We start from the raw sequence: 24,090 nt of genomic DNA, 5'->3' as shown, positions 1-24,090 counted from the left end.
GTTAGTTTATTTATTAGTGATAGTTAATGGCTATGACCCATTAACTATCAACTGTTTTACAATTCTTTAATAGAAATATTTTTATACCACACTTCATCTCCGTGGTCTTGCAATGAGATTTTCCCAGTTTTATAAGTTCCAAAACCTTCCCAAGTTTTAAATTTACTGCCTGCAATTAAAGCTTTCCAATTGTCATCCCACATAGTGGTATTTACTACTTTTACGCCATTTAAAATGAAAGTTAAATTTCCTTTATCACTAATAATCTCTGCTTTATTCCATTCGCCTACTGGTTTTACAGGTTCTACATCACTTTTAACCAGGTCATATAAGTTTCCAGCTCTGTGCTTAGTTATTTTTCCATCGGGATGCCCATCATTATCCAAAACTTGCATTTCTAGGCCAGTGCTATACGTTTGATTGTATTTTGGATCTTCGTGAATATAAAATATAACGCCGCTATTTGATTTCGGAGCAACTTTCCACTCTAATTTTAAATGGAAATTGGTGTATTCTTTATCGGTTACTAAATCGCCACCTCCGTCTTTGCCTTTTGTTTTTGGATCTAAATGTATGGCGCCATCTTGAACTTGCCAAGCACTACCAACTGTTGTTTTTCCGTAAGTATGCCATCCTGTTGTAGTTTTTCCATCAAAAATTGGAATAAAACTTTTTTTTGTTTTGGTGGTTTGAGTAGTAGAGCTGCAACCCATAACCGTTAATATTAATGCCGAAAATATATATTGTTTCATTTTTTTAAATTTTACTTATTAAACGCCTAAAGTCCATCCTTTGCGGTATTCTCTTTTTACAAATTGATTTACTTCATCAAAATTTGTCACTTTCATTGCGTTATTATCCCACAATAATTTTTTGTACCTGCCAGGATAAATAGTTTTACCTTCTGCATTTTTACCCTGAATATCAGCTGCGCGAATAGCTAAATTTGCCATTAATAAACATTCAGTTAACGGTCCAGCAATTTCAAAAGGAGAGCTCAGTTCTTTTTTGCCATGACCGGCGATACAGGCCTCAACCCATTGCGCATAATGTCCGCCTTCTCCGCCAGTTACACGTGCAAATTTCGCAGGCACTTTAATATCTTTTGTTTTACTTAATGGTAAAAGTTGTGGATTTCTTCCATACGTTTCTGATGTCATTTTACCTTTGGTACCGATAAATAAAGTTCCATTTCCACCATCACCAAATTTTTCATTTGCCATTAATTCTTCCGGTCTTGTTGGCTGAATTCCACCATCCATCCAATGTACGGTTACATCACCTATGGTTTTATTGGTTTTAGGGAATTTTAAGGTTACATGGCTCGAAGGAGGGCAGCTATCAGGGAAATATCCACGTTTAAATTCATCAACATAAACTGAACCTACACTTGCTTCAACTTCACTTGCATATTTTAAATTAAGTACGCTAAAAGGTGTTTCTAATAGATGGCATCCCATGTCGCCTAATGCTCCTGTCCCATAATCCCACCATCCACGCCAGTTAAAAGGCACTAATTTATTCACATAATCTTTATATGGAGCTGTTCCTAACCATAAATCCCAATCCAATTCTGCTGGTACTTCTGCTTTATTTGTCGACCATGGAATACCTTGAGGCCAAACAGGTCTATCCGTCCAAGCATAAACAGTATGCACATCGCCAATTAGGCCAGCGTCATACCATTCTTTCATTTGTCGTGGACCATCATTTGAAGCGCCTTGATTTCCCATTTGGGTAACCACTTTATATTTTTTAGCAGCAGCGGTTAATGTACGAGCCTCGAAAATATCATGAGCTAAAGGTTTTTGTACATATACATGTTTGCCTAATTGCATGGCTGCCATTGCTTGTACCGCATGGTTATGATCTGGAGTAGAAACCGTAACTCCATCGAAGTTTTTATGTTCTTTATCGAACATTTCTCTCCAATCTTTATAGAATTTAGCTTTAGGAAAACGTTTCACACTTTCTGCCGCTCTACGAGTATCTACATCACATAAATAAGCAATATCTGCTTTGCCACTTTCGGATATTAAACGAAGATCTGAATCTCCTTTGCCACCTACACCAACACCAGCAACAATTAGTCTATCACTTGGTGCTAAATATCCTTTACCGCCTAAAACATGACGAGGTACAATCATAAATGCAGCAGAAGCAACGGCGGTAGTTTTTAAAAAATTACGTCGACCTTGTGCTTCTACATCTTTTTTTGCCTTATCCATTTTAAATTTTTTAAGGTTAATCTTATTTTTTTAGCGTTAAAATATATTTCACCATTGATTTAGCTTCGTCATTTGTTATTTTAGTGTGCGGTGTCATCGGAACACTTCCCCAAACGCCTTTACCACCCTTAACAATTTTCTCTGCTAATAAATTTACATTTTCATCTGTGGCAGGATATTTTGCCGCAATTTCCTGATAAGCAGGGCCAATTAATTTATTTTCTTTGTGATGACAGCCTACGCAATCTGATTTTACAATCAATAATTCGCCTGGTTCCATAGCCGATTTAGATTCGACTGGTGCAGGAGGTGGAGTAGTAGAAGCTGTGTCCGAATCAGAAGTTGAGCCACCACATGCAGCTAATAAAAATGTAATTGCGCTTAAAAATAAAAGTGTTTTTTTCATGTTATTGTTATATGCCTAAAATTTTCTTGTTAAAGTTTGCATCGCCACCTGCTGAAGCAAAGTCATCAAATGCTTTGGTAGTGACTGGAATAATGTGATTTTTTATAAATTCAGCACCTTCTCTGGCGCCAGTTTCCGAATCTTTAATGCAACATTCCCATTCCATTACTGCCCAACCTTTGTAATCGTATTGTGCTAATTTGCTAAAAATACGTTTAAAATCTACTTGTCCATCGCCAGGAGAGCGATAGCGACCAGCCCGATTTGCCCAACTTTGATAGCCGCCAAATGTGCCTTGTTTTCCTGTCGGATTAAATTCTGCATCTTTCACATGAAATGCTTTAATTCGCTCATGATAAAAATCGATGTATTGAATATAATCTAGTTGTTGTAGTACAAAATGCGACGGATCATATAATAAACAAGCTCTTGGATGATTATTCACTTTTGCCAAGAACATTTCATACGTTTCTCCATCAAATAAATCTTCTCCTGGATGGATTTCGTAGCAAACATCTACACCGCAATTATCAAATTCATTTAAAATCGGTGTCCAACGTTTAGCTAATTCTGTAAATCCATCATCAACTAATCCTTCTGGTCGTTGTGGCCATGGATGAAAGGTATGCCATAATAAAGAACCACTAAAAGTTGCATGTGCATTTAATCCTAAATTTTGAGAAGCTTTTGCCGCATATTTTAGCTGTTGTACCGCCCATTCTGTTCTAGCTTTCGGGTTATTCTTCACTTCGTCCGCCGCAAAAGCATCAAATAATTGGTCGTATGCTGGGTTTACAGCAACTAATTGCCCTTGTAAATGAGTAGAAAGTTCGGTAATCACTAATCCGTAAGAAGCAACTTTTGCAGTTAATTCATCAGCGTATGTTTTACTTTCAGCAGCCAATTTTAGGTCGATAAAACGCTTATCTAAAGTTGGCATTTGGATGCCTTTAAAACCTAAATTAGCAGTCCACTTACAAATTCCATCTAAGGAATTAAATGGGGCTTCATCTCCAATAAACTGGGCTAAGAATACGGCTGGTCCTTGTATTGTTGTCATTTTTTAAATTTTAAAATCGTACCATTTCTGATCTGATTTACTCGAAGCTACTACATTTTCTATAAAAGCCATACCACGAACGCCATCTTCCGCATTCGGAAAATCAAGCATTTCTGCACTAGGTTGCTCGCCATTTTGTTTAGCAGTTAAGGTTAATGCAAAGTTTTTATAAATGTTAGCAAAAGCTTCTAAATATCCCTCTGGATGACCTGAAGGTGTTCTAGTATTAAATTTAGCAATGGCTGATAAATAAGTATTGCCAGTTTTATAAACTTGCATAGGTTGATCGAGCCATTTTATAAGTAATGTATTTGGCTCTGCCTGATGCCATTCTAATCCACCTTTTTCACCATAAATTTTAATTTTCAAAGCATTTTCTTCTCCAGCAGCAATTTGCGATGCCATTAAAGTTCCATTAGCGCCGTTGTTAAATTTCAATAGCACATTTCCATCATCATCTAATGCCCTGCCGTCTACTACGCAATTCAAATCGGCACAAATTTTATCAATTTGTAAACCCGAAATGTATTCTGCTAAATGCGCTGCATGTGTGCCAACATCTGCCATGCAGCCACTAATTCCACTTTTCTTAGGATCAGCACGCCAAGCTGCTTGTTTATTATCAGCCGGTGCTGGTAAGCTTAACCAACCTTGCGGATATTCTACACAAACTTTTCTGATGTTACCAAATGTGCCATCTTTCACCATCTGTTTGGCTTGCTTCACTAATGGATAACCAGAATAGGTATGTGTTAAACAAACAAATAATCCAGTTTCTGCTGCTTTTTCTTTTAACGCTTTCGCTTCTGCTAAAGTTAAGGTGATGGGTTTGTCAATTACTACGTGAAATCCATTTTCTAAAGCTAACATTGCGGGTTCAAAATGAACGTTATTTGGCGTTACAATACTTACAAAATGCATTCTTTCCGATTCGGGAAGTTTGCTTTCTGCAGTAATCATTTCTTTATAATTGGTGTATATTCTATCTTCTGGCAAGAATAATTCTTTTCCAGAGGTGATTGCATTTTCTGGATTAGAACTTAGCGCACCGCAAGACAGTTCAATTAAACCATCTAAATTTGCTGCCATGCGATGAACGGCGCCAATAAAAGCACCTTTTCCACCGCCAATCATCCCCATTCTTATCTTTCCTGTCGCCATTAAATATTACCTTTTTTCAATTCGCTAACTGCAAAATCACACGCTCTTGCCGTTAAAGCCATATACGTTAATGAAGGATTTTGACAAGCAGCCGAAGGCATACATGAACCATCTGTTACAAATACGTTTTTAACTTCATGCATTTGATTCCATTTATTTAAAACAGAAGTTTTAGGGTCTTTACCCATACGAGCTGTTCCCATTTCGTGGATAGCCATACCTGGAGTAGAACCATTATCGTATGTTTTAACATCCTTTATTCCTGCCAACTCTAACATTTCAGCAGCATCATTCATCATATCGACACGCATTTTTGCTTCATTGTCTTTAAATTCACAATCAATCGCCAATACATTTTGCCCCCATTTATCTTTTTTGGTTTTATCGATATAAACACGGTTTTCGTGGTATGGGAGTGATTCTCCGAAGCCGCCTAATCCCATGTTCCAAGATCCAGGTGTAGACATTAAGTCTTTTACATCACCACCAAAGGCTAGTTCGGCAACTTCTGCATGCCAGTTGCCTCTACTTGCTCCGCCTTGATAGCCGAACCCACGTACATAATCACGTTTATCGTTACCAATGTTTCTATAACGTGGGATATAAATTCCATTAGCTCTCTTTCCAAACGTGTACTTATCATCAAAACCTTCTGCTTGGCCAGATGCACCACAACGGAAATGGTGATCCATTAAATTATGACCTAATTCGCCGCTGGCATTACCTAATCCATTCGGATGTTCTGGAGAAGTAGAGTTTAAAAGTAAAAATGTACTGCCCAAAGTAGAACCATTTACAAAAACTATTTTAGCATAATATTCGATGTGCTCATTGGTTTCAGAATCAATAATTCTAACTCCTTTGGCTTTTTGAGTTTCTTTGTCGTAAATAATCTCATTTACTAAAGAAAAAGGTCTTAAAGTTAAATTTCCAGTAGCTTGAGCTGCAGGGAGGGTAGATGATTGGGTGCTGAAATAAGCGCCAAAAGGACAGCCACGACTACATAAGTTTCTGTATTGGCAATTTCCTCTTCCACCATGTTCAACGGTTAAATTGGCTACACGGCCAATAGTCATAATTCGACTTTTTTTGTAATGATCTTCGATGCGTTTTTTAACCGATTTTTCAACGCAGTTCATTTCCATTGGTGGTAAATAATGCCCATCAGGAAGTGATGGAAAATTATCTACTGAACCACTAATTCCTGCAAATTTTTCTACATAATCGTACCAAGGAGCAATATCTTTATAACGAATAGGCCAGTCTACGCCATGCCCATCTTTTAAATTATCTTCAAAATTTAAGTCGCCCAAACGGTAACTCTGACGGCCCCACATTAGCGACTTTCCGCCTACATGAAACCCTCTATACCAGTCAAATCGTTTTACTTCGGTATATGGGCAATCATGGTCATTTACCCAAAAACTCTCATTAAATTCGGTATAAGGATAATCTCTTTTTTGTACAGGATGAGATTCTTTTTGTGTTTCGGTTAATCTGCCGCGGTGTTCAAATTCCCAAGGCTTTTTCATTGCCGTAGTATAATCTTTTATATGTTCTACGTTTCTGCCACGTTCTAACATCAAAACTTTTAAGCCTTTTTCTGTTAATTCTTTTGCTGCCCATCCACCACTAATTCCAGATCCTACAACAATGGCATCATATGTATTTTGTGCGGTTGCTTTTGTATTTAAATTCATTATAAAATGATAATAAGGTTTAAGACCAAACTCTTTGACCAGGTTTCATAGTCATGTTTCCATCATAACGCCCAGGAATTTCAACATATTCGTAAGCTTTTGTAGCGCCAATTTCTGAAGTGAAGAAACCTAGTAGGGTTAAATCACGAGCAATTGCAAAAAACATTGGTTTCGTTTTTTTCTCATCTTTCATGGGTGCTGCTTTTACTGGGCTAGTTTGCTTTTCATCAGTTTTGTCTGATTTCCCAGCTTTTTCAAGTTCTTCTTTTTCTGTTTTTTGAGCTGCTACAGTCTCATCTTTAACTTTAATGATAAGTTGTTCGCGTTCTTTAACTGAAATTTCGAAAAATGATTTGCCAAAATCTTTTTTGGATCTAGTTTCAATATCCTCTAACCCTTTTACAAAAGCTTTTTGTGCATCTTCTGGATAGCAATCTTTTACCATCATAGTAATAAATGGCCCAACGTTGGCTGCTTTAGCTCCTGGAGATTTTGCTGTTGTAGGGATAATGATATCGGCAATTTCTGTAATTAACTTTTCCTGATCTGCTGTAAATAGATTTGCACTATTTTTACCAGGTTCGTTACAGCTATCAAATAAAGTGGCAATTGTTGTAGCGGATAATGCTCCACCAATTAAAAAAGCTACACTTTTTACGGCTTCTCTTCTGTCCATATGATTTGGTTAAGTTGTTTTGAGCAATTAAATTAGGTAATAATATTTTAAAAGTAGAACACTTACGATTGAAATTAATAAGTTATTGTACAAAGTACACTTTGAGAGTACGTTATAGCGATGTATGCTTTGTAAAAATTATCTTACATTATCACTTTGTTTTTATTAAAAGTTAAACCGTTAGCTATGATAAGGCATGTTGTAATTTGTTTTAAGGATTACACTACTAAGTTCTTTTTGATATAATTGTAGCTTTCGGTAATACTCTGATAAACGTCTTTTTTAATCACATCTTGTTCTGTGAAGATATAAGCTAAGCCAGCTAATTTTGATTCGGCAAAAATGCTTTTGAAATCAATTCTTCCTGAACCTACTTCTGCAAAAACGCTTTTATCCTGTTTATCCATATCCTTAACATGAAACATTGTGAAACGACCAGGGTTTTTCTTAAACATTTCAAGTGGATTTAGTCCTGCATTTATTGCCCAAAATAAATCGAGTTCAAAGCTTACTAGTTTAGGGTCGGTTTCTTTTAGTAAAATATCATAACCAGTAACGCCATTACCCTGATCTTTAAATTCGAAATTGTGATTGTGGTAAGCAAGTTTTATGTTCGATTTACTGCAAAGCTCTGCCACCTCATTAAATCTCGCTGCCATCTTTTTATAATCATCAAGGCTACCAGCAGTTCTAATATCGGTTGGTAAAGCTGGAATTACAAAATACTTTTGCCCTACTGTTGCGGCGGTTTCAATGTAGGTTTTTAAAAGAGTATCCTTACCTGTGGCTAAAAATTCGGTTGTATTGTAATGCCCGCTTGGCGATGTTAACTTATTTGCTTTTAATAAATTAGAAAAATATTTAGCTTCTAATCCCCAAAAGCCTTTTACTTCGTATTTGCCTGGATAGCCATAATAAGTTTCTACTTGATTGTATCCAATTTTTGCAACCTTAATTATTGTTTCTTCTAAATTTGCTGTGAGTTGCTCTCTTAAAGTAAACAGTTGTATACCTATTTTACTGTTTTTCTCTGGACTGGCTAAAGCTGATGAAAGGAGCGAAGGGCTTAAATATGTTGCAGCTGTTACAAGTCCTATTTTTTGTAAAAATGATCGTCTATTTGTCATGGTGATTTTAAATTTTAAAAGCCGGAGCTGTTAAACTCCGGCTTTGGTTATTAGAATGAGTAAGCTAATGAACCCCAAAAAGTACGTTGTAATAAAGTTCTTCCTATCATTAATGCTCCTGGAGTTACCGCAGAAAAATCTCTGAATTGATCTCCACGAACATCACCTTCGGTTAATACTCTTGCATTTAGTAAATTATCTGCCCAAAATCTGATGGAAACTTTTTTAGTGAAATTATATCCAGCTCCAGCCTTCATTACCACATAAGCAGGCAATTCATAACTTTCACTAGGTGAAGTATAGCGACTACCAATATAATTTGCAGCAACATAAAGGTTTATGTTTTTGTACTCGTAATTAGCCCCAAGTTCTGTATTTAGTACAGGTACTCTTTCTGTTCTATTACCAGTAAAACTGTAAACTTTATCTCCTAATTGAGCTAATACAGCCGAATTTGTTCTTGTTGATGCGTTGTAATCTGTGTATTTCGAATCTTGCAATGTACCGGTAAACCTTAAGCTTAATGGTTTAATGATTTTGTAAGATATTTCATATTCAGCACTCCAGGTTCTGGTAGAACCGAAAGCAATTAAAGCCTGCGTACCAGAAGTAATAGTTGGAACATTGATAGTTAATGAAGTGTTTTTGATGGCCGAATAACTTCCAGATGCAAAAATGGCTAAATTGTTTTTCGCATACTTATAGCCAATTTCGGCCAAGTAAACTGGGCGTTTTTTAATATTTGCCGCATTATAAGCAGTAGCATTGTAATCGCCAATGTTTGGTGCGTTATAGGCTTTTGTTAAACGGGCAAATAAACTTGTGGTACTGCTTACCTTATAATTTGTTCCGATAGATGCAGCCCAATTAGTTATAGTTTCATCGTAAGCAGTATAACCAGCTATTGTTGGGTTTGCCGCTGCAGTATAATTTGGAGTTCCATCGGTATTAAAAGCATAAAATGGTCTACGACCTTTTACATTCTGATTATCTATTCTTACGCCAAGATCCAATCGCCATTTATTATCGATTTTAATCTCATCACTCGCATAGGCGGATAAAGTTCTAGTATCTCCAATAACAGTTGTTTTGGTTTGTACTGTTCTAGTTGCTGCTGTTGGCGATTGTAATAAAACATGTGGGTTTTCTTTAAATTCTGAAAACGAACGGAAAGCATATCTCAAATCATCACGATTGTATTGATGGATACCTGCGCCCAAACTTAGACTATGACTTTTAAAAGTTTTCTTTAAATCTAAATAATCAACAAATTGCTCATCACTGTTTAATTGTCCACCAGCAGAAGAAGTAATAACCTGATCGCCAGCTGTAAATGGTGCAGGAGCACCACCTACATAATAGTATGGAGTGGTAGTTGTTCGTGCAGTAATGCCACTTGGAATTGAGAATGTACTATTTGTACGTGTTTTCTGATAACGGAAATTGTTTACAATTTGCCAACCTCCATCAGTTAAATAATTAAATTGAAATCCTCCAGAACCTAATTTGGTATGCATACCATCTTTTAGGCTAAAGTTATGAGCAGAACCAGCAGGATCAGTATAACTCCAATCGGTTTCAATTGGTGTAATAGATTGACTAACCATATCATAATTACCATATTTAGTTGGTTTCCCAGTTCCATCATAAGGGTAATAACTAGTTAATAACCATTGTACTTTATCATTAATGTACTTGCCATATACTCTAATAAAACCCTTATTGTTTTTGAAATTAAAAGTCATGTTTCCTTTAACTTGTCCACCTTCATTTGCAGGAGAATAGCCGGGGTTTACTACACCTTTATCTGTTCTAAAAAAACCACCGATATTATATTTCACAAGATCACTAATTTTGCCACCTGTATTTCCATCAAAACGATATAAGCCTTGCGAAAACCCAGTTGTAAATTTAAACTGTCCATATTGTTTATCCGCTCCAGTATAACTGATGTTATTTACAACCGCACCAGGAGTATTGGCTTGAATAATAGATGCATTACCACCTCTAATAGCTTCAATATTTTGTATAGTTAAATCTGTTTTATAATATTGATCTATAGATGGATTAGAATTAAATCCAGTTGGTAACAACGGCAATCCATCTTCTTGAATACCTAGAAAGATATAACCACCTTGCTGCGGAAAACCTCTTACCCAAACATTACCAGGCCCATCACCACCTGTACTTTCAACTGTTAAGCCAGGAATTGCTTTAAGTAAATCGGTACTATTTAATGGCGCACGATTAGAAATATCTTTACTGCTTACGGATGTTAGCGCCACACTACTTTCTAATTTTTTCTTCGGATTACCGCCAGTAACTACAATGCTTTCTAATTGTAGTGCATCTTCTGATAAACTAATGTTTAGTGTTTCATCGGCATTGCCATTAGCTAAATTTACTTCTTTAGAAATGTAGCCAACGTAGGTAAGTACTAAAATTCTACTATCAGCAGTTAACCCTTTTAGCGCAAATGCACCATTAGCATCAGAATTAGTGCCAATAGTTGTTCCTTTAACTGCAATAGAAACACCTACTAATGGATTGCCTTTGCTATCGGTTACTTTACCAGTAACCACACCATCAAATAAGCTTAGAGGTATCGGCTCTGCCTGATTATTGGCATTTATCGCATATAGTAATATTTGATCTTTAATTATTCTGTAACCTACGTCATAAGATCTTAGCGAATTTTCTAAAAAGTATTTAAGTTTTTGATTAACTAAATTGATGGAAATTTTTCTGTCAGAATTAATTAGTTTCGGACTGTAAACGAACTTTACATCAGCAAGTTTACCTGCTTTTTCAATAATTGTTTTAATGTCTTGGCGCTCGGCCGTTATGGAGATTTGTTTATTCAAAAAACTTTGTGCCTCCACATCTTTGGCGAGAGCGCTACATGTGAAGATGGTGATGGCCAGAATTTGATAGATTGAATTTCTCATTGCATATAGAGCCAGGGAAATAAGTTGTTTTTTTTTCATAAATTTGGTTATTGTTCATTAAATAATCGGATTTATTGGACATAGAAATACCCTAATACATGCTGAATGTATTTAACTGGCCGGCAATGCCCTACATTGCTGGCTTTGTTATTAAGAAATATATTAGGAAAGTTGAGCCGCGACTAGGAGCTGTTAGAAGTGGAATTTTTCATCATGGTTACATTTAGTTTATATATTGGTTAATTGGTTACTTTTTATTTGAAACAAGTATAGTGGTTCCTATTACATCATATTTACCAGAAATAGATCCGCAGATAAGGCTAAGTTGTTCATACAGGCCTTTGCTATTCATATCTCCAGTAAATGTATAATCTAGTATTTCGCTGTTTGCCGATTTAATTTCTATACCGTATGCTTTAGATAAGGTTTTGAAAATTGCACTCAATCTTTCTTCTTTAAAATTATAATCAGCTACTTCTCGTTTGTTATAAGCTACCGAGAGCAGAATTGGTTCTTCGACCACAGTACTATTAATAACATGGTTTTTATAAACGCCTTTTTGGTTAGGCGTTAAAAGTACTGGTTTGGCTACTTGTGTTCCGGGTAAAGTAATCAATCTACAATCAGTATTTTCATCAATCCTTACTTTCCCTGTTCGTACAGATACCTCGGCTGGTAAATCATGAGCCGATTCTTTTATAAAAAAACTAGTCCCTAAAACCCGAACAACTAGATTATTATTGTACACATAAAATGGTTTTCTAGGATTTTTACTGATCGAAAAGAAAGCATCACCTTTTAGGTAAACTTTTCTGCCATTAACTGCAAAAACCTTAGGGTAAATTATACTTGCATTAGGTTTTAACGTAATTTCACTTTTATCACTCAATAAAATTAAAATAGGTTTTGAAGAGGTATTTGTTTTAGAAATAAGACTTAATTCGCTGTTTGCATTAAGAAAAGATTGCTCAGAACGGTTACGAGTAAGGTAAAGACCTGAAATAACAAAGGCAATAGTTATAGATGCAGCAATGGCAACTTTAAACCAAACGGGTTTTAATGTTCTAGTTTTTGTTGGCTTTTGGGTGTGTTTCTCTAATTTCAACCAAATAGTATCCTTCATTTCATTTAACTCAACTGATGAAAGATTTTTAATGTTTTTATCGCCTAGTAAATTATACCATTGGTTGAGCCAGATTTTTTCACTTTCGGTACAGTTTCCCTGTTGATAGCGGGTAAGCAAATCTAAAAACGACTGTTTGTTCATAAAGAAATATTTGGGTTATTAACTACAAGTAACTTAATAAGGGCGTAACCCTAAACCTAAACTAAACTTATGTTTAATTTTAATGTAAGTAGCTGTATTACAGGTATAAAAAAATATAGAATTTTTTAAGATATTGCTTAAGACGTTTTAGTGAACGTGTAATATGATACTCTACCGCCTTCTCAGAAATTTTTAATTTTGATGAAATATCTTTTGTAGATTGATTACCATATCTACTTAATCGAAACACTTCTTGAGTTTTTGTTGGAAGAGAATTAAGCCCTTCTTCAATCAGGCCTGATAAATCTTGCAAATCTACCAAGTTCGAAGTGTCTTGATAATCTTCCTGAAAACTTACCTGCTTATATTCTTTGTATTTGTTTTCGATAACAAGAGAACGAATGTGATTAATTACGCTCAATTTTAAGGAGCCAAATAAATAAGCTCTTAAATTTATAATAACTAAGCTTTCTCTTTTCTCCCAAATAGAAATAAAGATATTTTGAACCAATTCCTCCGCTAAAACACGGTCGCCAGTTTTTTTATAAGCTGTTGCAAGTAATTCCTTAACAAAAACATTATAAATGATTTCATAAGCCAAAACATCTCCCGATTTTAAACGCAATACTAATTCACTAGATTGTTCGGGTTCGATAGAGGTCATATTTAGTTACAGGAATATTACGTAAATGTAATAAATTATTTTATTGATGTTTTTGAATATACCCGATAAAAGAACTTCATTAGTTTGAACTATACACTAACAAATTGCTCAACAAAAAATCGAATTATTATTTTTAAGTGGCGCATATTTTTTACCTAGTTTGCAGCATTTTTTTACCTTTGCTACCGTATGAATGAGAAAATATTAGTACTAGGTTCTAACGGGCAAATTGGCACCGAATTAGTTACCGCTTTACGCAAAGGATACGGCAATGATAATGTGGTTGCTTGTGATATTCGCAGACCAGATTATGAAACTAAAAATGCTGGGCCGTTTGAGTTTGTAAACGTTTTGGATAAGGAAATACTTAAAGATATTTTTCAGAAGTATAAGCCTACACAAGTATATTTATTAGCCGCTTTATTATCCGCCACTGGCGAACAAAACCCAAAGCTAGCTTGGGACTTGAACATGAATGGTTTATTAAATGTATTAGACTTAGCCTTGATATTTAAAACTGCTAAAGTTTATTGGCCAAGCTCTATCGCAGTATTTGGGCCAAATTCTCCTAAAGATGCTACACCACAATATTGTACAATGGATCCCAACACGGTTTACGGAATTAGTAAACTAGCTGGCGAGCGTTGGTGCGAATATTACAATCAGAAATACAATTTAGATGTAAGAAGTATCCGTTACCCAGGTTTAATTAGCTGGAAAGCTGCACCTGGTGGAGGAACTACAGATTACGCCATTCACATTTTCCATGAAGCATTAAAGAAAGGAAGTTATGCTTCGTTTTTATCGGCAACAACAGAATTGCCAATGATGTATATGGACGATGCTATTCGTGGCACCATCGAATTAATGGATGCACCAGCAGATCAGATTTCTATTCGTTCAAGCTATAATTTTGGAGGAGTTCACTTTACGCCAGAAGTATTAGCTGCCGAAATACGTAAGCACATGCCAGATTTTAAATTATCATACACAGAAAACGATCCTCGTCAAGAAATAGCGAATAGCTGGCCAAAATCTATCGATGATAATTTCGCTAGAAAAGATTGGGCATGGAAACCAGAGTTCGATTTAGCAAGAATGACGGAAGATATGCTTGTTAACTTGAAGAAAAGCTAATTAAGGAATAAATAAAGGTAGAGGGCTGGAAGGTAGAGGGCGTAAGGTCTCATATCTCATATCTCAATACTCAATACTAATTATATGGGAAGAGCATTCGAATTTAGAAAAGAAAGAAAATTTAAGCGTTGGGCCAAAATGGCTGTGCAGTTTACGCGTATTGGTAAAGATATTGTAATGGCAGTTAAGGATGCTGGGCCTCACCCAGAAACTAACTCTCGTTTGCGTACTGCCATGCAAAATGCGAAGGCTGTAAATATGCCAAAAGATAGGGTTGAAGCTGCAATTAAACGTGCTTCAGATAAATCGATGGCCAACTACGAAGAAATTGTGTACGAAGGTTATGCCCCGCATGGCGTTGCTGTACTAATTGAAACTGCAACAGATAACACTAACCGTACGGTAGCAAATGTGCGCAGTTATTTTAATAAAACTAACGGTACTTTGGGTAAAACTGGTTCGTTAGATTTTGTGTTTAATCGTAAGTCTATTTTTAGGTTCGCCCCTGCAGAAAACTTGGATTTAGAGGAACTAGAATTCGAATTAATTGATGCTGGGTTGGAAGAATTGTATGTAGAATCTGACGAAGAAGGAAACGATATTGCAGTAGCTCAAGGTGCTTTTGAAAACTTTGGTCCTTTACAAAAGGCTTTAGAAGAAAAAGGTATTGAGTTGAAAAGCTCAAAGCTAGAGCGTATCGCTTTATCTCATCATCCAGTTTCTGAAGAACAGGCTTTAGATGTTTTAAAACTGATAGATAAATTAGAAGAAGACGATGATGTGCAAGCTGTTTATCATAATATGGCAGAGTAATATTTCTCTCTAATAAAAAAGAAAGCCCACCTAGATTATCTAGGGGGGCTTTCTTTTTTACTTTTGATTACTAAACAACCAAGGCAACAGATTAGGTTCTGCAAAAGCAGAATCCCAACTGTTATGATTGGCTTTTGGATAGATGGTAAACTTGGGTTCGTGGCCCAGTTTTTTTAATTCTCTATATATGTTAAAGGAGAATTGAGGGGCAACAACATCGTCTAATCTTCCATGAAAAATCCATAGTGGAACGTGCTGATATTTTTTTACATTTTGAATGTTATCGCCACCGCAAATAGCAAATGCTGCGGCAAAGGTTTTGGTTCTTCGTCTTAGGATTTCGAATGTTCCCATACCACCCATAGATAAACCACCTACATAAACTTTGCTCTTGTTAACAAAAGATTGGTTTACGAATTGATCTGTTAACTTTAATAAAAGTGCCATCGGCTTTGTAGGCTCACCACCTTTTTGAAAAGTGAAAAAACGTTTACCACTTACTTCTTCAATTTCTACATTAGACCAATAGTTATCTTCTGCGCATTGAGGGAAAATTACGATAGTGGGGTAGGTTTCCCTGAAATTATCTGTTAGAAATAGTTTGCCGCCGTGTGTTAATTGTTTTTCATTGTCATTACCCCTTTCGCCGCTGCCATGTAAGAAGAAAACAACTGGGTATTTTTTTGTAGCATCAAAGTTTTCAGGGTATAAAATTCTATACTTTAAGGTATCAGTACCTTGAATGAAATTTTCTTTTTTGTACTTGGATAAATCTTGAGCAAAACCTGTCGAGATGGTAAATAGGAGTAGTAGGAATAGAATGGTCTTTTTCATGTTGATAATTTTTGTTATTCAGGTGTTGTCATTCAGAGTGTTCTTTGTCATTCAGAGCGCAGCGAAGAATCTCTTAGTTAAATGCTAAATAAACTCCCCGTCATTGCGAGTTTACGAAGCAATCTTTCCAAACATGAACACTATAACTTGTAATTCGACCTAGGGATCCTTCGCTGCGCTCTGAATGACAAGATTATTTACTTAACTAATTTAAAATCGGCTTCTTTTACATCTCTCACATTTGGACCTACAAATACTTTGAAATCGCCGGATTCGGCTACGAATTTTAGGTCACTGTTAAAGAATTTTAAATCTTCTTCAGTTAAACTAAAGGTAACTACTTTGCTTTCTCCAGGCTGTAATTTAATTTTTTGAAATCCTTTTAGTTCTTTAACTGGTCTGGTACTTGTGCCTACTAAATCTCTTGTGTACAATTGAACAATTTCCTCGCCAGCTACTTTACCTGTATTGGTTAGGGTAACGTTAGCTATTAATTTCTGACCTGGTTTTAACGTGTTGCTACTTAATTTAAAGTTGCTATAATCGAATGTAGTATAGCTTAAGCCAAAACCAAAAGGATATAAAGGTTCATTGCTTACATCTAAATAATTAGATTGGAAACGAGTAAACCAAGGTTTATCTCCTAGTGGTCGGCCAGTATTTTTATGACTGTAATACAGTGGAACTTGCCCGATATTTTGAGGGAAAGTAACGGTTAGTTTTCCTGAAGGATTTACATCGCCAAATAAAACATCACCTATGGCTCTTGTTGCTTCGATACCACCAAACCAAACATTTAAAATTGCAGGAACGTTTTCGCTTTCCCACTTCAACGTCATTGGCCGACCTGCAAATAAAACCAATACAACAGGTTTGCCAGTTTTTAATAAAGCAGCTAACAACTTTTTCTGTGTTTCGGGTATTCCAATATCTGTACGACTAGAGCTTTCACCACTCATTTCGGAAGCTTCACCTAAGGCGGCTACTACAACATCAGCTTTGCTAGCCGTTTTTACTGCTTCGGCAATTATTTCTTCTTCAGGTCGGTTGTCTCTCGGAATATCTCTACCGTGTGCGGTTGCCCAAGTTTGCTGATTTGCATCGGCAATTAAGTTAGATCCTAAAGCATGAAGAATTTTAACATCTTTACCTGCAACTTCTGTTAAACCTTGCAACAAAGTTGGAGCTTTGGCTAAATCTGCATTTACACTCCAAGTGCCTGGCATATTTGTACTGGTATTTGCCAACGGGCCAATTACAGCAATGGTACCAGTTCTTTTTAGGGGTAAAGTCTGATTATCGTTTTTTAATAATACAAAAGTTTTAGTCGCGGCTTCTCTAGCAAATTGAATATTGGCAGGTGTTAATATTTCAGTTTTAGCACGTTCTTCACTGCAATATCTAAAAGGATCTTCGAACAAACCTAATTTGTATTTCGCTTCTAAAATTAAGCGACAGGCATTATTTATTTGAACAATAGTCACTTTGCCTTCTTTTAACGATTGTTTTAAGGTTAGGAGATAGCCTTCGCTCACCATATCCATATCTGTACCCGCTTTTAAGGACAAGGCAGAAACCGTTTTTAAATCGCCCAAACCATGATTAACCAATTCTACAACACCAGTATAATCTGAAGCTACAAAACCTTTAAAGCCCCATTGTTTGCGCAAAACATCAGTTAATAACCATTTGTTGGCGGTTGCTGGTACTCCATTAATATCATTAAAAGAGACCATAATACTACCAGCGCCAGCATCAAGCGCAGCTTTATATGGAGGGAGATATTCGTTGTACATTCTATCTAAACTCATATCGGTAGTGTTGTAATCTCGCCCAGCTTCGGCAGCGCCATATAATGCAAAGTGTTTTACGCATGCCATTAAGGTGTTGTTTTTAGACAAATCATTCTCTTGGTAACCTCTAACCATTACTTTGGCAATTTGCGAACCGAGATAGGTATCTTCTCCGCTTCCTTCTGCAATTCTTCCCCAACGAGCATCACGAGCAATATCTACCATAGGCGAAAATGTCCAGTTTAAACCATCGGCACTGGCTTCGATAGCAGCTACACGAGCAGTTTTTTCTATTAAGAGTAAATCCCAACTGGCAGCTAAAGCTAAAGGAATTGGAAATGTAGTTTTATAACCATGAATTACATCTTGTCCAAAAATTAACGGAATTTTTAGACGACTTTTCATAGCAATTTCTTGTGTCCTGCGAATTTTCTCAGGAGTTGTCATGCTGAAAATTCCGCCAACATTACCTTTTGCAATTTTAGCTTCTACATCTGTACTTACCGTAGCGCCTGTTGTTGCTTCTCCACCTGTAACCAAATTTAACTGACCAATTTTTTCATCAACAGTCATTTTAGATAGTAAGGAGTTAATGAATGTATCCATTTTCTGCTGTGCAAGATTTACAGTTTTCTTTTGCTGAGCGAAAATAGAATTTGATAGTAGAGCGGCTAATAGAAATAGGCAACTGATTTTTTTCATGGTGTGTGTATTTGTGTTATTCGATTTTATTTTTTGTAGGTAAAGCCAAGTTTATCTAAGCCTTTTTGAACTTCTGGTGCACTCATAAATAAGTTCCATAGTAAACCCGTTCTTCCGTTTTCTATCATCACTACGATTGGTCCTTGATCTATACCTAAATATCTTTTAGGATACCAATTTGCGGTTTCGCTATAGGCATCGTAAAATCCGTACTCTCCCCAAACGTGACCTCCTAAATCTTCGTATAAATGCCTCATCATTTTTAGCGATTCTTTTGGTGTATATGGATAGGAAGCTAAAGCAGCGGTTGGAGAAATTACACCTACATCATTTTTAGGGCTATGTGCCGAATATCCGTTTACAGAATAACTTGCTGTAAAACCCCAAGAGTTTGCACCATATCCTTTAAATTTTTTAGGGTTTTCTAAGGCGTAATCGTAATGAATTAAAGCGTGGTTTGTGTTTTCTTTCCAGTAATCTGCATAGCGATCTTTTAATCCCTTTGGGTTTAACCCTAAATAAGAATATTGAGCCCAAAATAATGGCCCGACGTTATTTTTTTCACCATTATGCGCTAATTTAATCTGATGACCATATAGGGTAAAATCCGTATTGATTGCGCCATTTTTAGCCCAACCTTCATGGTAAACTTCTGCTGGAATTGTGTGCGTAGGAGAGGCTGCTGCCATAATGTACATAATTAAACATTCGTTATAACCTGTTACTGCGAAATTCATTTTCCAACCAATATTTGGCGACCAATGCCAGTACAAAACATTTTTTCCGCCGTTGCGATACCAATCGAAATCTACTTCTTTCCACAATTGATCTATTTGTGCGGCTAGCGCTTTTTCTTGTGGGTTGCCATCTTTAAAATACTGACGAACGCAAATTAATCCCTGCATTAAAAATGATGTTTCTACTAAATCTCCGCCGTCATCATTCTTGCCAAAAGGTTTTACTTTTCCAGAGGGATAAATCCAATGCGACCAAGCTCCATGAAAACGATCTGCTTTTTGTAGAAAGTTTACGCTTTTTTGCAAGCGTTCAAAACCTTGTTGGCGAGTAATAAATTCACGTTCGATGGCAACCAAAATTGACATAACCCCAAAGCCAGAAGCTCCAGTAGCAATTACATCTTTGTCTTTATCAGGATAAATATTATCGCTATGAAAACGTTCTCTTGCTAGGCCAGAAATAGGTTCGGCACCATCCCAGAAATAATTGAAGGTTTGTTTTTCTACAAGCGTGAGTAATTGATCATCAGTTAATTTTTTTTGTATTGGAGATTTGCTTTGCTGACCAGTGCAGCTACTTAACGTAAAGAGTAGGGCTAGTGTATATAAAAGTTTCATTGTTGTTCGATTAAAGGTTAGGGCTAGTAAGCCCTATATTTTTCATTCCTGTTTTTATTTCTGGAGCACTCATAAATAAATTCCAAAGTAATTTGGTACGATGGTTTTCTATCATAATAATAATTGGCCCTTGATCTATTGCTAAAGTCGAGGAAGCAAACCAAGGATCATTTAGTTTAAAAGCATCTACAAAACCATATTCTTTCCAAATTTTATCACCTAGTTTATAATAGAAAAATTTAAGTGCTGCCATTGATTCGGTTGGCGTATACGGGAAGGATGATAAGGCTGCGGTAGGAGCAATTACGCCTAAATCATTTGTTGGCGAACTGGCTGCATATCCAGTTGGAATATCGCTGGCAGTAAGTCCCCAACAGTCGGCACTGTAACCCACATTTTTTGCTGGATTGGCAACACAATAGTTATAGTTAATTAAGGTATGTGCCTTAGTTTGAGTTTCATAATTAGCATAGGTATCTGTTAAACCAATAGGATTAATGCCTAAAAAGGAATAATGTTCTAAAAATAATGGGCCTCCATTTGCTGGCCCTAAAGGAAGTTGAATACCATAATAACTATTTCCATTTTTCATAGCTCCGTTTTGCGCCCAACCATTATCATAAACTGTTTTAGGGATGGAAGAAGTTGGAGAAGATGCAGCCATTACATAAGTTATTAAACATTCATTCCAACCTTTTATGGGTAAATTCATATCCCAATTATAAGTTGGACTCCAATGCCAATACAAAGTATTACCATTATCTTTTCTAAACCAAGCCCATTCTACATCGTTATAAAGTGTGGTAATATCGCTTCTTAAAGTAATTTCTGCGGCATCGGTGCTTGTAAAGTATTGTCTGGCGGTAATTAAACCTTGCATTAAGTAAGAAGTTTCTACTAAATCGGCTCCGTTATCTTTTGTGCTAAAAGGAACGGTTGCTCCTGTTGCGCCATTTAACCAATGTGGATAAGCGCCATGGTATTTGGTTACATTATTTTTGAGGAAACCTACAATCTTTTGTAATCTGGCTAAACCTTCGGCTCTTGTAATAAAGTTTCTGCTAATTCCTGTTACAATTGCCATGATGCCAAAACCAGAACCACCAGTGGTTACTATATCTCCTGATGAATTCCTTTCTCGTGCTAAGCCACTTGTTGGATGTGCAAAATCCCAAAAATACTTAAAGGTTTGTTTTTGAACTAGGGTTAAAAGTTCATCATCGGTAATGCGGAGGAATTTGTCGGTGTTATCTAATCCAGAAACTAATGTTATACTAACAGGGTTGATTAAATTTCCTCCGCCAGCAGATTTTAAATTGTTATTGATAGTAAGTGTGTAAGTTGAAAATGATTTTAAATCACTTTGTGGGGTTATAATTACTATTTTATTTCCATCCTGATAAGTAATGGCGATAGAGATTGAATTTCCAGTTGCATCTGTTAATGCAACACCACTGCTCGTTGTGCTTGTATTAATAGCTTCGGTAAAGCTGAATTTTATAATGGGTTTTAAATTCGAAACACTGTACTTTAAAGTTCCATTGTAGACGTCATTAACCGTAAAGGATAAAGAGGTATCTGTATTTTTTGGAGTTTCGGTACCGCTTTTTTTGCAGCTATAAAATGATATAGAGAACAAAATAGCACAGAATAAATAAATATTTGAAAGGGAGCTAAATGTTTTGAATTTCATAGGAGGAAGCTTTATAAAAACGCAGCATCAATAATAGCGATGCTGCGTTTGATAGATATTAATTATTTACCAAGCTTACCTAGATTATATAAAGCCTTAATGTGTGCATCTGGCAATACAGTATTATAAATTCTTACTTCGTCTATTGACCCAGTCATGGCAGCATAGCTTGCATCAGCATTTACCGTTTTACCAGGGATAAGATTATAATTTGCACCCATAATTATTTCACTTGGTTCGTAAGAATTAAAAAGACTATTTCCAACTCCTCTATTTGGATAATTTCCAACTTTAATCCCGTTGGCCCATATATTAAATACACCAGTAGCATTATCATAAGTAAGAATTAAATGAACCCAAACATTTGCTCCTATTTTTGGAGAAAGATTTACTGAACCATAGTTATTTATATTGTCTTGTTGTCCACCACTTACAGTTGTAAAATATGGGTGAATTTGTATATAATCTGTATTGGTAGCAGGATTTGCATTTGTTTCAAGAATAAAATCTAAACTTCCATTAAACAAGCCAGGTCTGGCTATTTGGAATAGCATAGTTTTTTTCGAACCATTATTTAAAATTTGTACCCATTCGCTAATGGTGAATTTTTTTAACGCAGCGGTTTTAACTGCATCGAATTGTTTTGCATAATAAAGATAACCAGCATTTAAACTAAGCGCTTGCCCCTTTATACCCGCAGCAATGTAGCTATCATTTGCAGACGAAGTAGGTGCAGTACCAGTTTTTAGCTCGTTTTTATTACCATCGAAAGACCAGTAAGCAACCAAATTTTTTGAATAAATTTCATCTGAACTAGTGTATCCATCAATTTTACCTTGATAATCAGCGGGGTTAACATCTGGAAGATTATTAGGGTTTCCATCTTTTTTACAAGACGAAAAAGTAGTAGCTACTAGAACTAATCCTAGTAACCAACCTTTTATATATAAATTTGAAAATTTCATGTGGTTAATTATTAATAGTTAGGGTTTGGAGTTAGTTTATTTGGCTCTTTGCTCAAATCTATCTGAGTTTGTGGAATTGGTAACAGAACATCACGAGCCTCAACAAAACCTGGTCTACCAGCAGCAGTCATTGCAGTTCCTGCTATTCCCCATCTTACCAAATCAAAGAAACGATCGTTTTCCATTGCTAACTCAACTCTTCTCTCTTGACGAATAGCATTACGCAATAAATCTTGGTCGGTTGTGGTTACGTTAGGCAAAATTGCTGCATTACCATTTCTAGCTCTTGCACGAACACTATTTAAATCAGCCAAAGCTGCAGTAGTGTTTGTAGCTCCACCTAGTTCGTTTGCGGCCTCTGCATGCATTAAAACTACATCGGCATAACGTAAAATACGAATGTTCATCCACCAGCCAAATCTATTGCCTACAGATGCTCTTCTGGCAGGATTTGTATATACTTTATGATTATATATTGGGTTTACCCAAGTTGTAGCTGTGTTTTCACCATAATAGGTTTTATAAGTTGTAGTTGCTGTACTTCTATATAAAAAGGTTCTCGCTTTACGAGGATCCCCAGGTTCATAGGCGGCATCTAAAGTCGTACTTGGTACATTAAACCCATCCCCTAAGTTCCACTCTACCGATCCTCTGACGCCTTGGTTTGCAGCATATTGAACGCCATTTGCAGTTGGTACTGATGATGATGCAGTTGCTTGAACTTCGAAAACACTTTCTTTACTATTTTCACCTTCTTCTCCAAAAATCTTGTCATAAGAAGTTGATAAATCATACTGCCCATTGTTCATAACCGCATTAGCTGCTCCCATTGCTGCGGACCATTTCTTTTGCGTTAAATAAACTTTTGCCAATAAGCCATTAGCGGCCCCGCTTGTTGCTCGGCCTACAAATAGTACATTCCAATTTATTGGTAAGTTTGCAGCTGCAAATTGTAAATCGCTTTCTATTAATACATAAATTTGTGCTGCTGTGCTTTGTGGACCACTTGGTTGAGTCACAGTAATTGGTTTAGTGATTAGTGGAATTCTACCAAATAGCCTAACCATATTAAAATAGGCATACGCACGCAAAAATTTGGCCTCTGCTTCTGATTGTATTTTGTTAGCTGGTGTTGAAACAATATCCTTATTGTTCTCTATTTGATCTAAAGCAACATTACATTTATCGATCATGCTGTAATATTCTGCCCACATGCCATTTATAATTCCATTTCCAGCTGATACTGGAAAAGTTTCAAAGGTTTGCACATTCGCACCTCCATCATTTGCTGAACTGCCAATATCAGCATCATCACTTCTTACGCTAGTCGATAATACAAATCCGAACGAGTGAACTCCATATGCTCTTAAACTAGTATAAGCACCAAATAAAAACTGATCATATGGCCCAGATCCACCTGGATAAGGATAGTTTTCATCGGTATATTCTCCCTGTTTTTGGGTATCTAAGAATTTTTTACAACTCAAAGCTGTAGAAACTAGCGTTATTGCAATTAATGCAATGCTAACTTTCTTTGTTGTTTTATATAATATTTTCATTT

The 24,090-nt window shown here is 36.1% G+C and carries 19 protein-coding genes; 2 read left to right on the top strand and 17 right to left on the bottom strand.

What is annotated here, in order from left to right:
- Window positions 1-56: 56 nt before the first annotated feature.
- The 11 genes from GM921_RS08970 to GM921_RS08920 form a co-directional block, all read right to left on the bottom strand.
- Complete coding sequence (locus GM921_RS08970; RefSeq protein ID WP_182922313.1) at window positions 57-752, bottom strand: 3-keto-disaccharide hydrolase; 696 nt, start codon at window positions 750-752, stop codon at window positions 57-59.
- 18 nt (window positions 753-770) lie between these two features.
- Entirely contained in the window at window positions 771-2,228 is a 1,458-nt protein-coding gene (locus tag GM921_RS08965; protein WP_182922312.1) for a Gfo/Idh/MocA family protein, read from the bottom strand.
- A 22-nt stretch (window positions 2,229-2,250) separates the two neighbouring features.
- Complete coding sequence (locus GM921_RS08960; RefSeq protein WP_182922311.1) at window positions 2,251-2,634, bottom strand: c-type cytochrome; 384 nt, start codon at window positions 2,632-2,634, stop codon at window positions 2,251-2,253.
- 7 nt (window positions 2,635-2,641) lie between these two features.
- Window positions 2,642-3,694: a sugar phosphate isomerase/epimerase family protein gene (locus tag GM921_RS08955; protein WP_182922310.1), complete on the bottom strand. Its 1,053-nt coding sequence runs from the start codon at window positions 3,692-3,694 to the stop codon at window positions 2,642-2,644.
- A 3-nt stretch (window positions 3,695-3,697) separates the two neighbouring features.
- Entirely contained in the window at window positions 3,698-4,855 is a 1,158-nt protein-coding gene (locus GM921_RS08950; RefSeq protein ID WP_182922309.1) for a Gfo/Idh/MocA family protein, read from the bottom strand.
- The gene (locus GM921_RS08945) at window positions 4,855-6,555 is read right to left on the bottom strand and encodes a GMC oxidoreductase (RefSeq protein ID WP_182922308.1); all 1,701 of its coding nucleotides are present in this window, start codon (window positions 6,553-6,555) and stop codon (window positions 4,855-4,857) included. The genes GM921_RS08950 and GM921_RS08945 overlap by 1 nt, the downstream gene beginning before the upstream one ends.
- A gap of 19 nt (window positions 6,556-6,574) precedes the next feature.
- Window positions 6,575-7,231, bottom strand: coding sequence for a gluconate 2-dehydrogenase subunit 3 family protein (locus tag GM921_RS08940; RefSeq protein WP_182922307.1), 657 nt, complete (start codon window positions 7,229-7,231; stop codon window positions 6,575-6,577).
- A gap of 218 nt (window positions 7,232-7,449) precedes the next feature.
- Window positions 7,450-8,358, bottom strand: a complete 909-nt coding sequence (locus tag GM921_RS08935; protein WP_182922306.1) for a sugar phosphate isomerase/epimerase family protein — start codon at window positions 8,356-8,358, stop codon at window positions 7,450-7,452.
- Between the two features lie 50 nt (window positions 8,359-8,408).
- Complete coding sequence (locus GM921_RS08930) at window positions 8,409-11,306, bottom strand: TonB-dependent receptor domain-containing protein (RefSeq protein ID WP_235969809.1); 2,898 nt, start codon at window positions 11,304-11,306, stop codon at window positions 8,409-8,411.
- A gap of 247 nt (window positions 11,307-11,553) precedes the next feature.
- Window positions 11,554-12,573 (bottom strand): FecR family protein, encoded by a 1,020-nt coding sequence (locus GM921_RS08925; RefSeq protein WP_182922304.1) that lies wholly within the window; start codon window positions 12,571-12,573, stop codon window positions 11,554-11,556.
- 97 nt (window positions 12,574-12,670) lie between these two features.
- A complete protein-coding gene (locus GM921_RS08920) occupies window positions 12,671-13,237 on the bottom strand; it encodes an RNA polymerase sigma factor (protein ID WP_182922303.1) in 567 nt (188 codons plus the stop codon).
- 189 nt (window positions 13,238-13,426) lie between these two features.
- On the opposite strand from GM921_RS08920, the gene GM921_RS08915 reads away from it, so the two are divergent.
- Window positions 13,427-14,374 carry an NAD-dependent epimerase/dehydratase family protein gene (locus GM921_RS08915; protein ID WP_182922302.1) on the top strand — a complete coding sequence of 316 codons (948 nt, stop codon included), beginning with the start codon at window positions 13,427-13,429 and terminating at the stop codon, window positions 14,372-14,374.
- An 84-nt stretch (window positions 14,375-14,458) separates the two neighbouring features.
- Window positions 14,459-15,187, top strand: a complete 729-nt coding sequence (locus GM921_RS08910) for a YebC/PmpR family DNA-binding transcriptional regulator (RefSeq protein WP_182922301.1) — start codon at window positions 14,459-14,461, stop codon at window positions 15,185-15,187.
- Window positions 15,188-15,244: 57 nt separating this feature from the next.
- On the opposite strand, the gene GM921_RS08905 is transcribed toward GM921_RS08910, so the two are convergent.
- The 6 genes from GM921_RS08905 to GM921_RS08880 form a co-directional block, all read right to left on the bottom strand.
- The gene (locus GM921_RS08905; protein WP_182922300.1) at window positions 15,245-16,021 is read right to left on the bottom strand and encodes a carboxylesterase family protein; all 777 of its coding nucleotides are present in this window, start codon (window positions 16,019-16,021) and stop codon (window positions 15,245-15,247) included.
- A 197-nt stretch (window positions 16,022-16,218) separates the two neighbouring features.
- Window positions 16,219-18,516: a beta-glucosidase BglX gene (gene bglX / locus GM921_RS08900; protein ID WP_182922299.1), complete on the bottom strand. Its 2,298-nt coding sequence runs from the start codon at window positions 18,514-18,516 to the stop codon at window positions 16,219-16,221.
- A 26-nt stretch (window positions 18,517-18,542) separates the two neighbouring features.
- Window positions 18,543-19,871: a glucoamylase family protein gene (locus GM921_RS08895; RefSeq protein WP_182922298.1), complete on the bottom strand. Its 1,329-nt coding sequence runs from the start codon at window positions 19,869-19,871 to the stop codon at window positions 18,543-18,545.
- A gap of 10 nt (window positions 19,872-19,881) precedes the next feature.
- Window positions 19,882-21,564 (bottom strand): glucoamylase family protein, encoded by a 1,683-nt coding sequence (locus GM921_RS08890; RefSeq protein ID WP_182922297.1) that lies wholly within the window; start codon window positions 21,562-21,564, stop codon window positions 19,882-19,884.
- A gap of 62 nt (window positions 21,565-21,626) precedes the next feature.
- Window positions 21,627-22,529, bottom strand: a complete 903-nt coding sequence (locus tag GM921_RS08885) for a LamG-like jellyroll fold domain-containing protein (protein WP_182922296.1) — start codon at window positions 22,527-22,529, stop codon at window positions 21,627-21,629.
- 11 nt (window positions 22,530-22,540) lie between these two features.
- Window positions 22,541-24,088 carry a RagB/SusD family nutrient uptake outer membrane protein gene (locus GM921_RS08880; RefSeq protein WP_182922295.1) on the bottom strand — a complete coding sequence of 516 codons (1,548 nt, stop codon included), beginning with the start codon at window positions 24,086-24,088 and terminating at the stop codon, window positions 22,541-22,543.
- Window positions 24,089-24,090: the final 2 nt, after the last annotated feature.

The organism is Pedobacter planticolens (assembly GCF_014172375.1).
Lineage (GTDB): Bacteria > Bacteroidota > Bacteroidia > Sphingobacteriales > Sphingobacteriaceae > Pedobacter > Pedobacter planticolens.
Note: the sequence above shows the minus strand (reverse complement) of the source record. Positions and strands in the feature narration are given on the sequence as shown.

Coding starts and splice junctions, on each gene's coding strand:
- GM921_RS08940 (WP_182922307.1), bottom strand. CDS start 7,231: ATGGACAGAAGAGAAGCCGTAAAAAGTGTAGCTTTTTTAATTGGTGGA.
- GM921_RS08945 (WP_182922308.1), bottom strand. CDS start 6,555: ATGAATTTAAATACAAAAGCAACCGCACAAAATACATATGATGCCATT.
- GM921_RS08935 (WP_182922306.1), bottom strand. CDS start 8,358: ATGACAAATAGACGATCATTTTTACAAAAAATAGGACTTGTAACAGCT.
- GM921_RS08930 (WP_235969809.1), bottom strand. CDS start 11,306: ATGAGAAATTCAATCTATCAAATTCTGGCCATCACCATCTTCACATGT.
- GM921_RS08915 (WP_182922302.1), top strand. CDS start 13,427: ATGAATGAGAAAATATTAGTACTAGGTTCTAACGGGCAAATTGGCACC.
- bglX (WP_182922299.1), bottom strand. CDS start 18,516: ATGAAAAAAATCAGTTGCCTATTTCTATTAGCCGCTCTACTATCAAAT.
- GM921_RS08905 (WP_182922300.1), bottom strand. CDS start 16,021: ATGAAAAAGACCATTCTATTCCTACTACTCCTATTTACCATCTCGACA.
- GM921_RS08885 (WP_182922296.1), bottom strand. CDS start 22,529: ATGAAATTTTCAAATTTATATATAAAAGGTTGGTTACTAGGATTAGTT.
- GM921_RS08960 (WP_182922311.1), bottom strand. CDS start 2,634: ATGAAAAAAACACTTTTATTTTTAAGCGCAATTACATTTTTATTAGCT.
- GM921_RS08890 (WP_182922297.1), bottom strand. CDS start 21,564: ATGAAATTCAAAACATTTAGCTCCCTTTCAAATATTTATTTATTCTGT.
- GM921_RS08880 (WP_182922295.1), bottom strand. CDS start 24,088: ATGAAAATATTATATAAAACAACAAAGAAAGTTAGCATTGCATTAATT.
- GM921_RS08910 (WP_182922301.1), top strand. CDS start 14,459: ATGGGAAGAGCATTCGAATTTAGAAAAGAAAGAAAATTTAAGCGTTGG.
- GM921_RS08925 (WP_182922304.1), bottom strand. CDS start 12,573: ATGAACAAACAGTCGTTTTTAGATTTGCTTACCCGCTATCAACAGGGA.
- GM921_RS08955 (WP_182922310.1), bottom strand. CDS start 3,694: ATGACAACAATACAAGGACCAGCCGTATTCTTAGCCCAGTTTATTGGA.
- GM921_RS08895 (WP_182922298.1), bottom strand. CDS start 19,871: ATGAAACTTTTATATACACTAGCCCTACTCTTTACGTTAAGTAGCTGC.
- GM921_RS08970 (WP_182922313.1), bottom strand. CDS start 752: ATGAAACAATATATATTTTCGGCATTAATATTAACGGTTATGGGTTGC.
- GM921_RS08950 (WP_182922309.1), bottom strand. CDS start 4,855: ATGGCGACAGGAAAGATAAGAATGGGGATGATTGGCGGTGGAAAAGGT.
- GM921_RS08920 (WP_182922303.1), bottom strand. CDS start 13,237: ATGACCTCTATCGAACCCGAACAATCTAGTGAATTAGTATTGCGTTTA.
- GM921_RS08965 (WP_182922312.1), bottom strand. CDS start 2,228: ATGGATAAGGCAAAAAAAGATGTAGAAGCACAAGGTCGACGTAATTTT.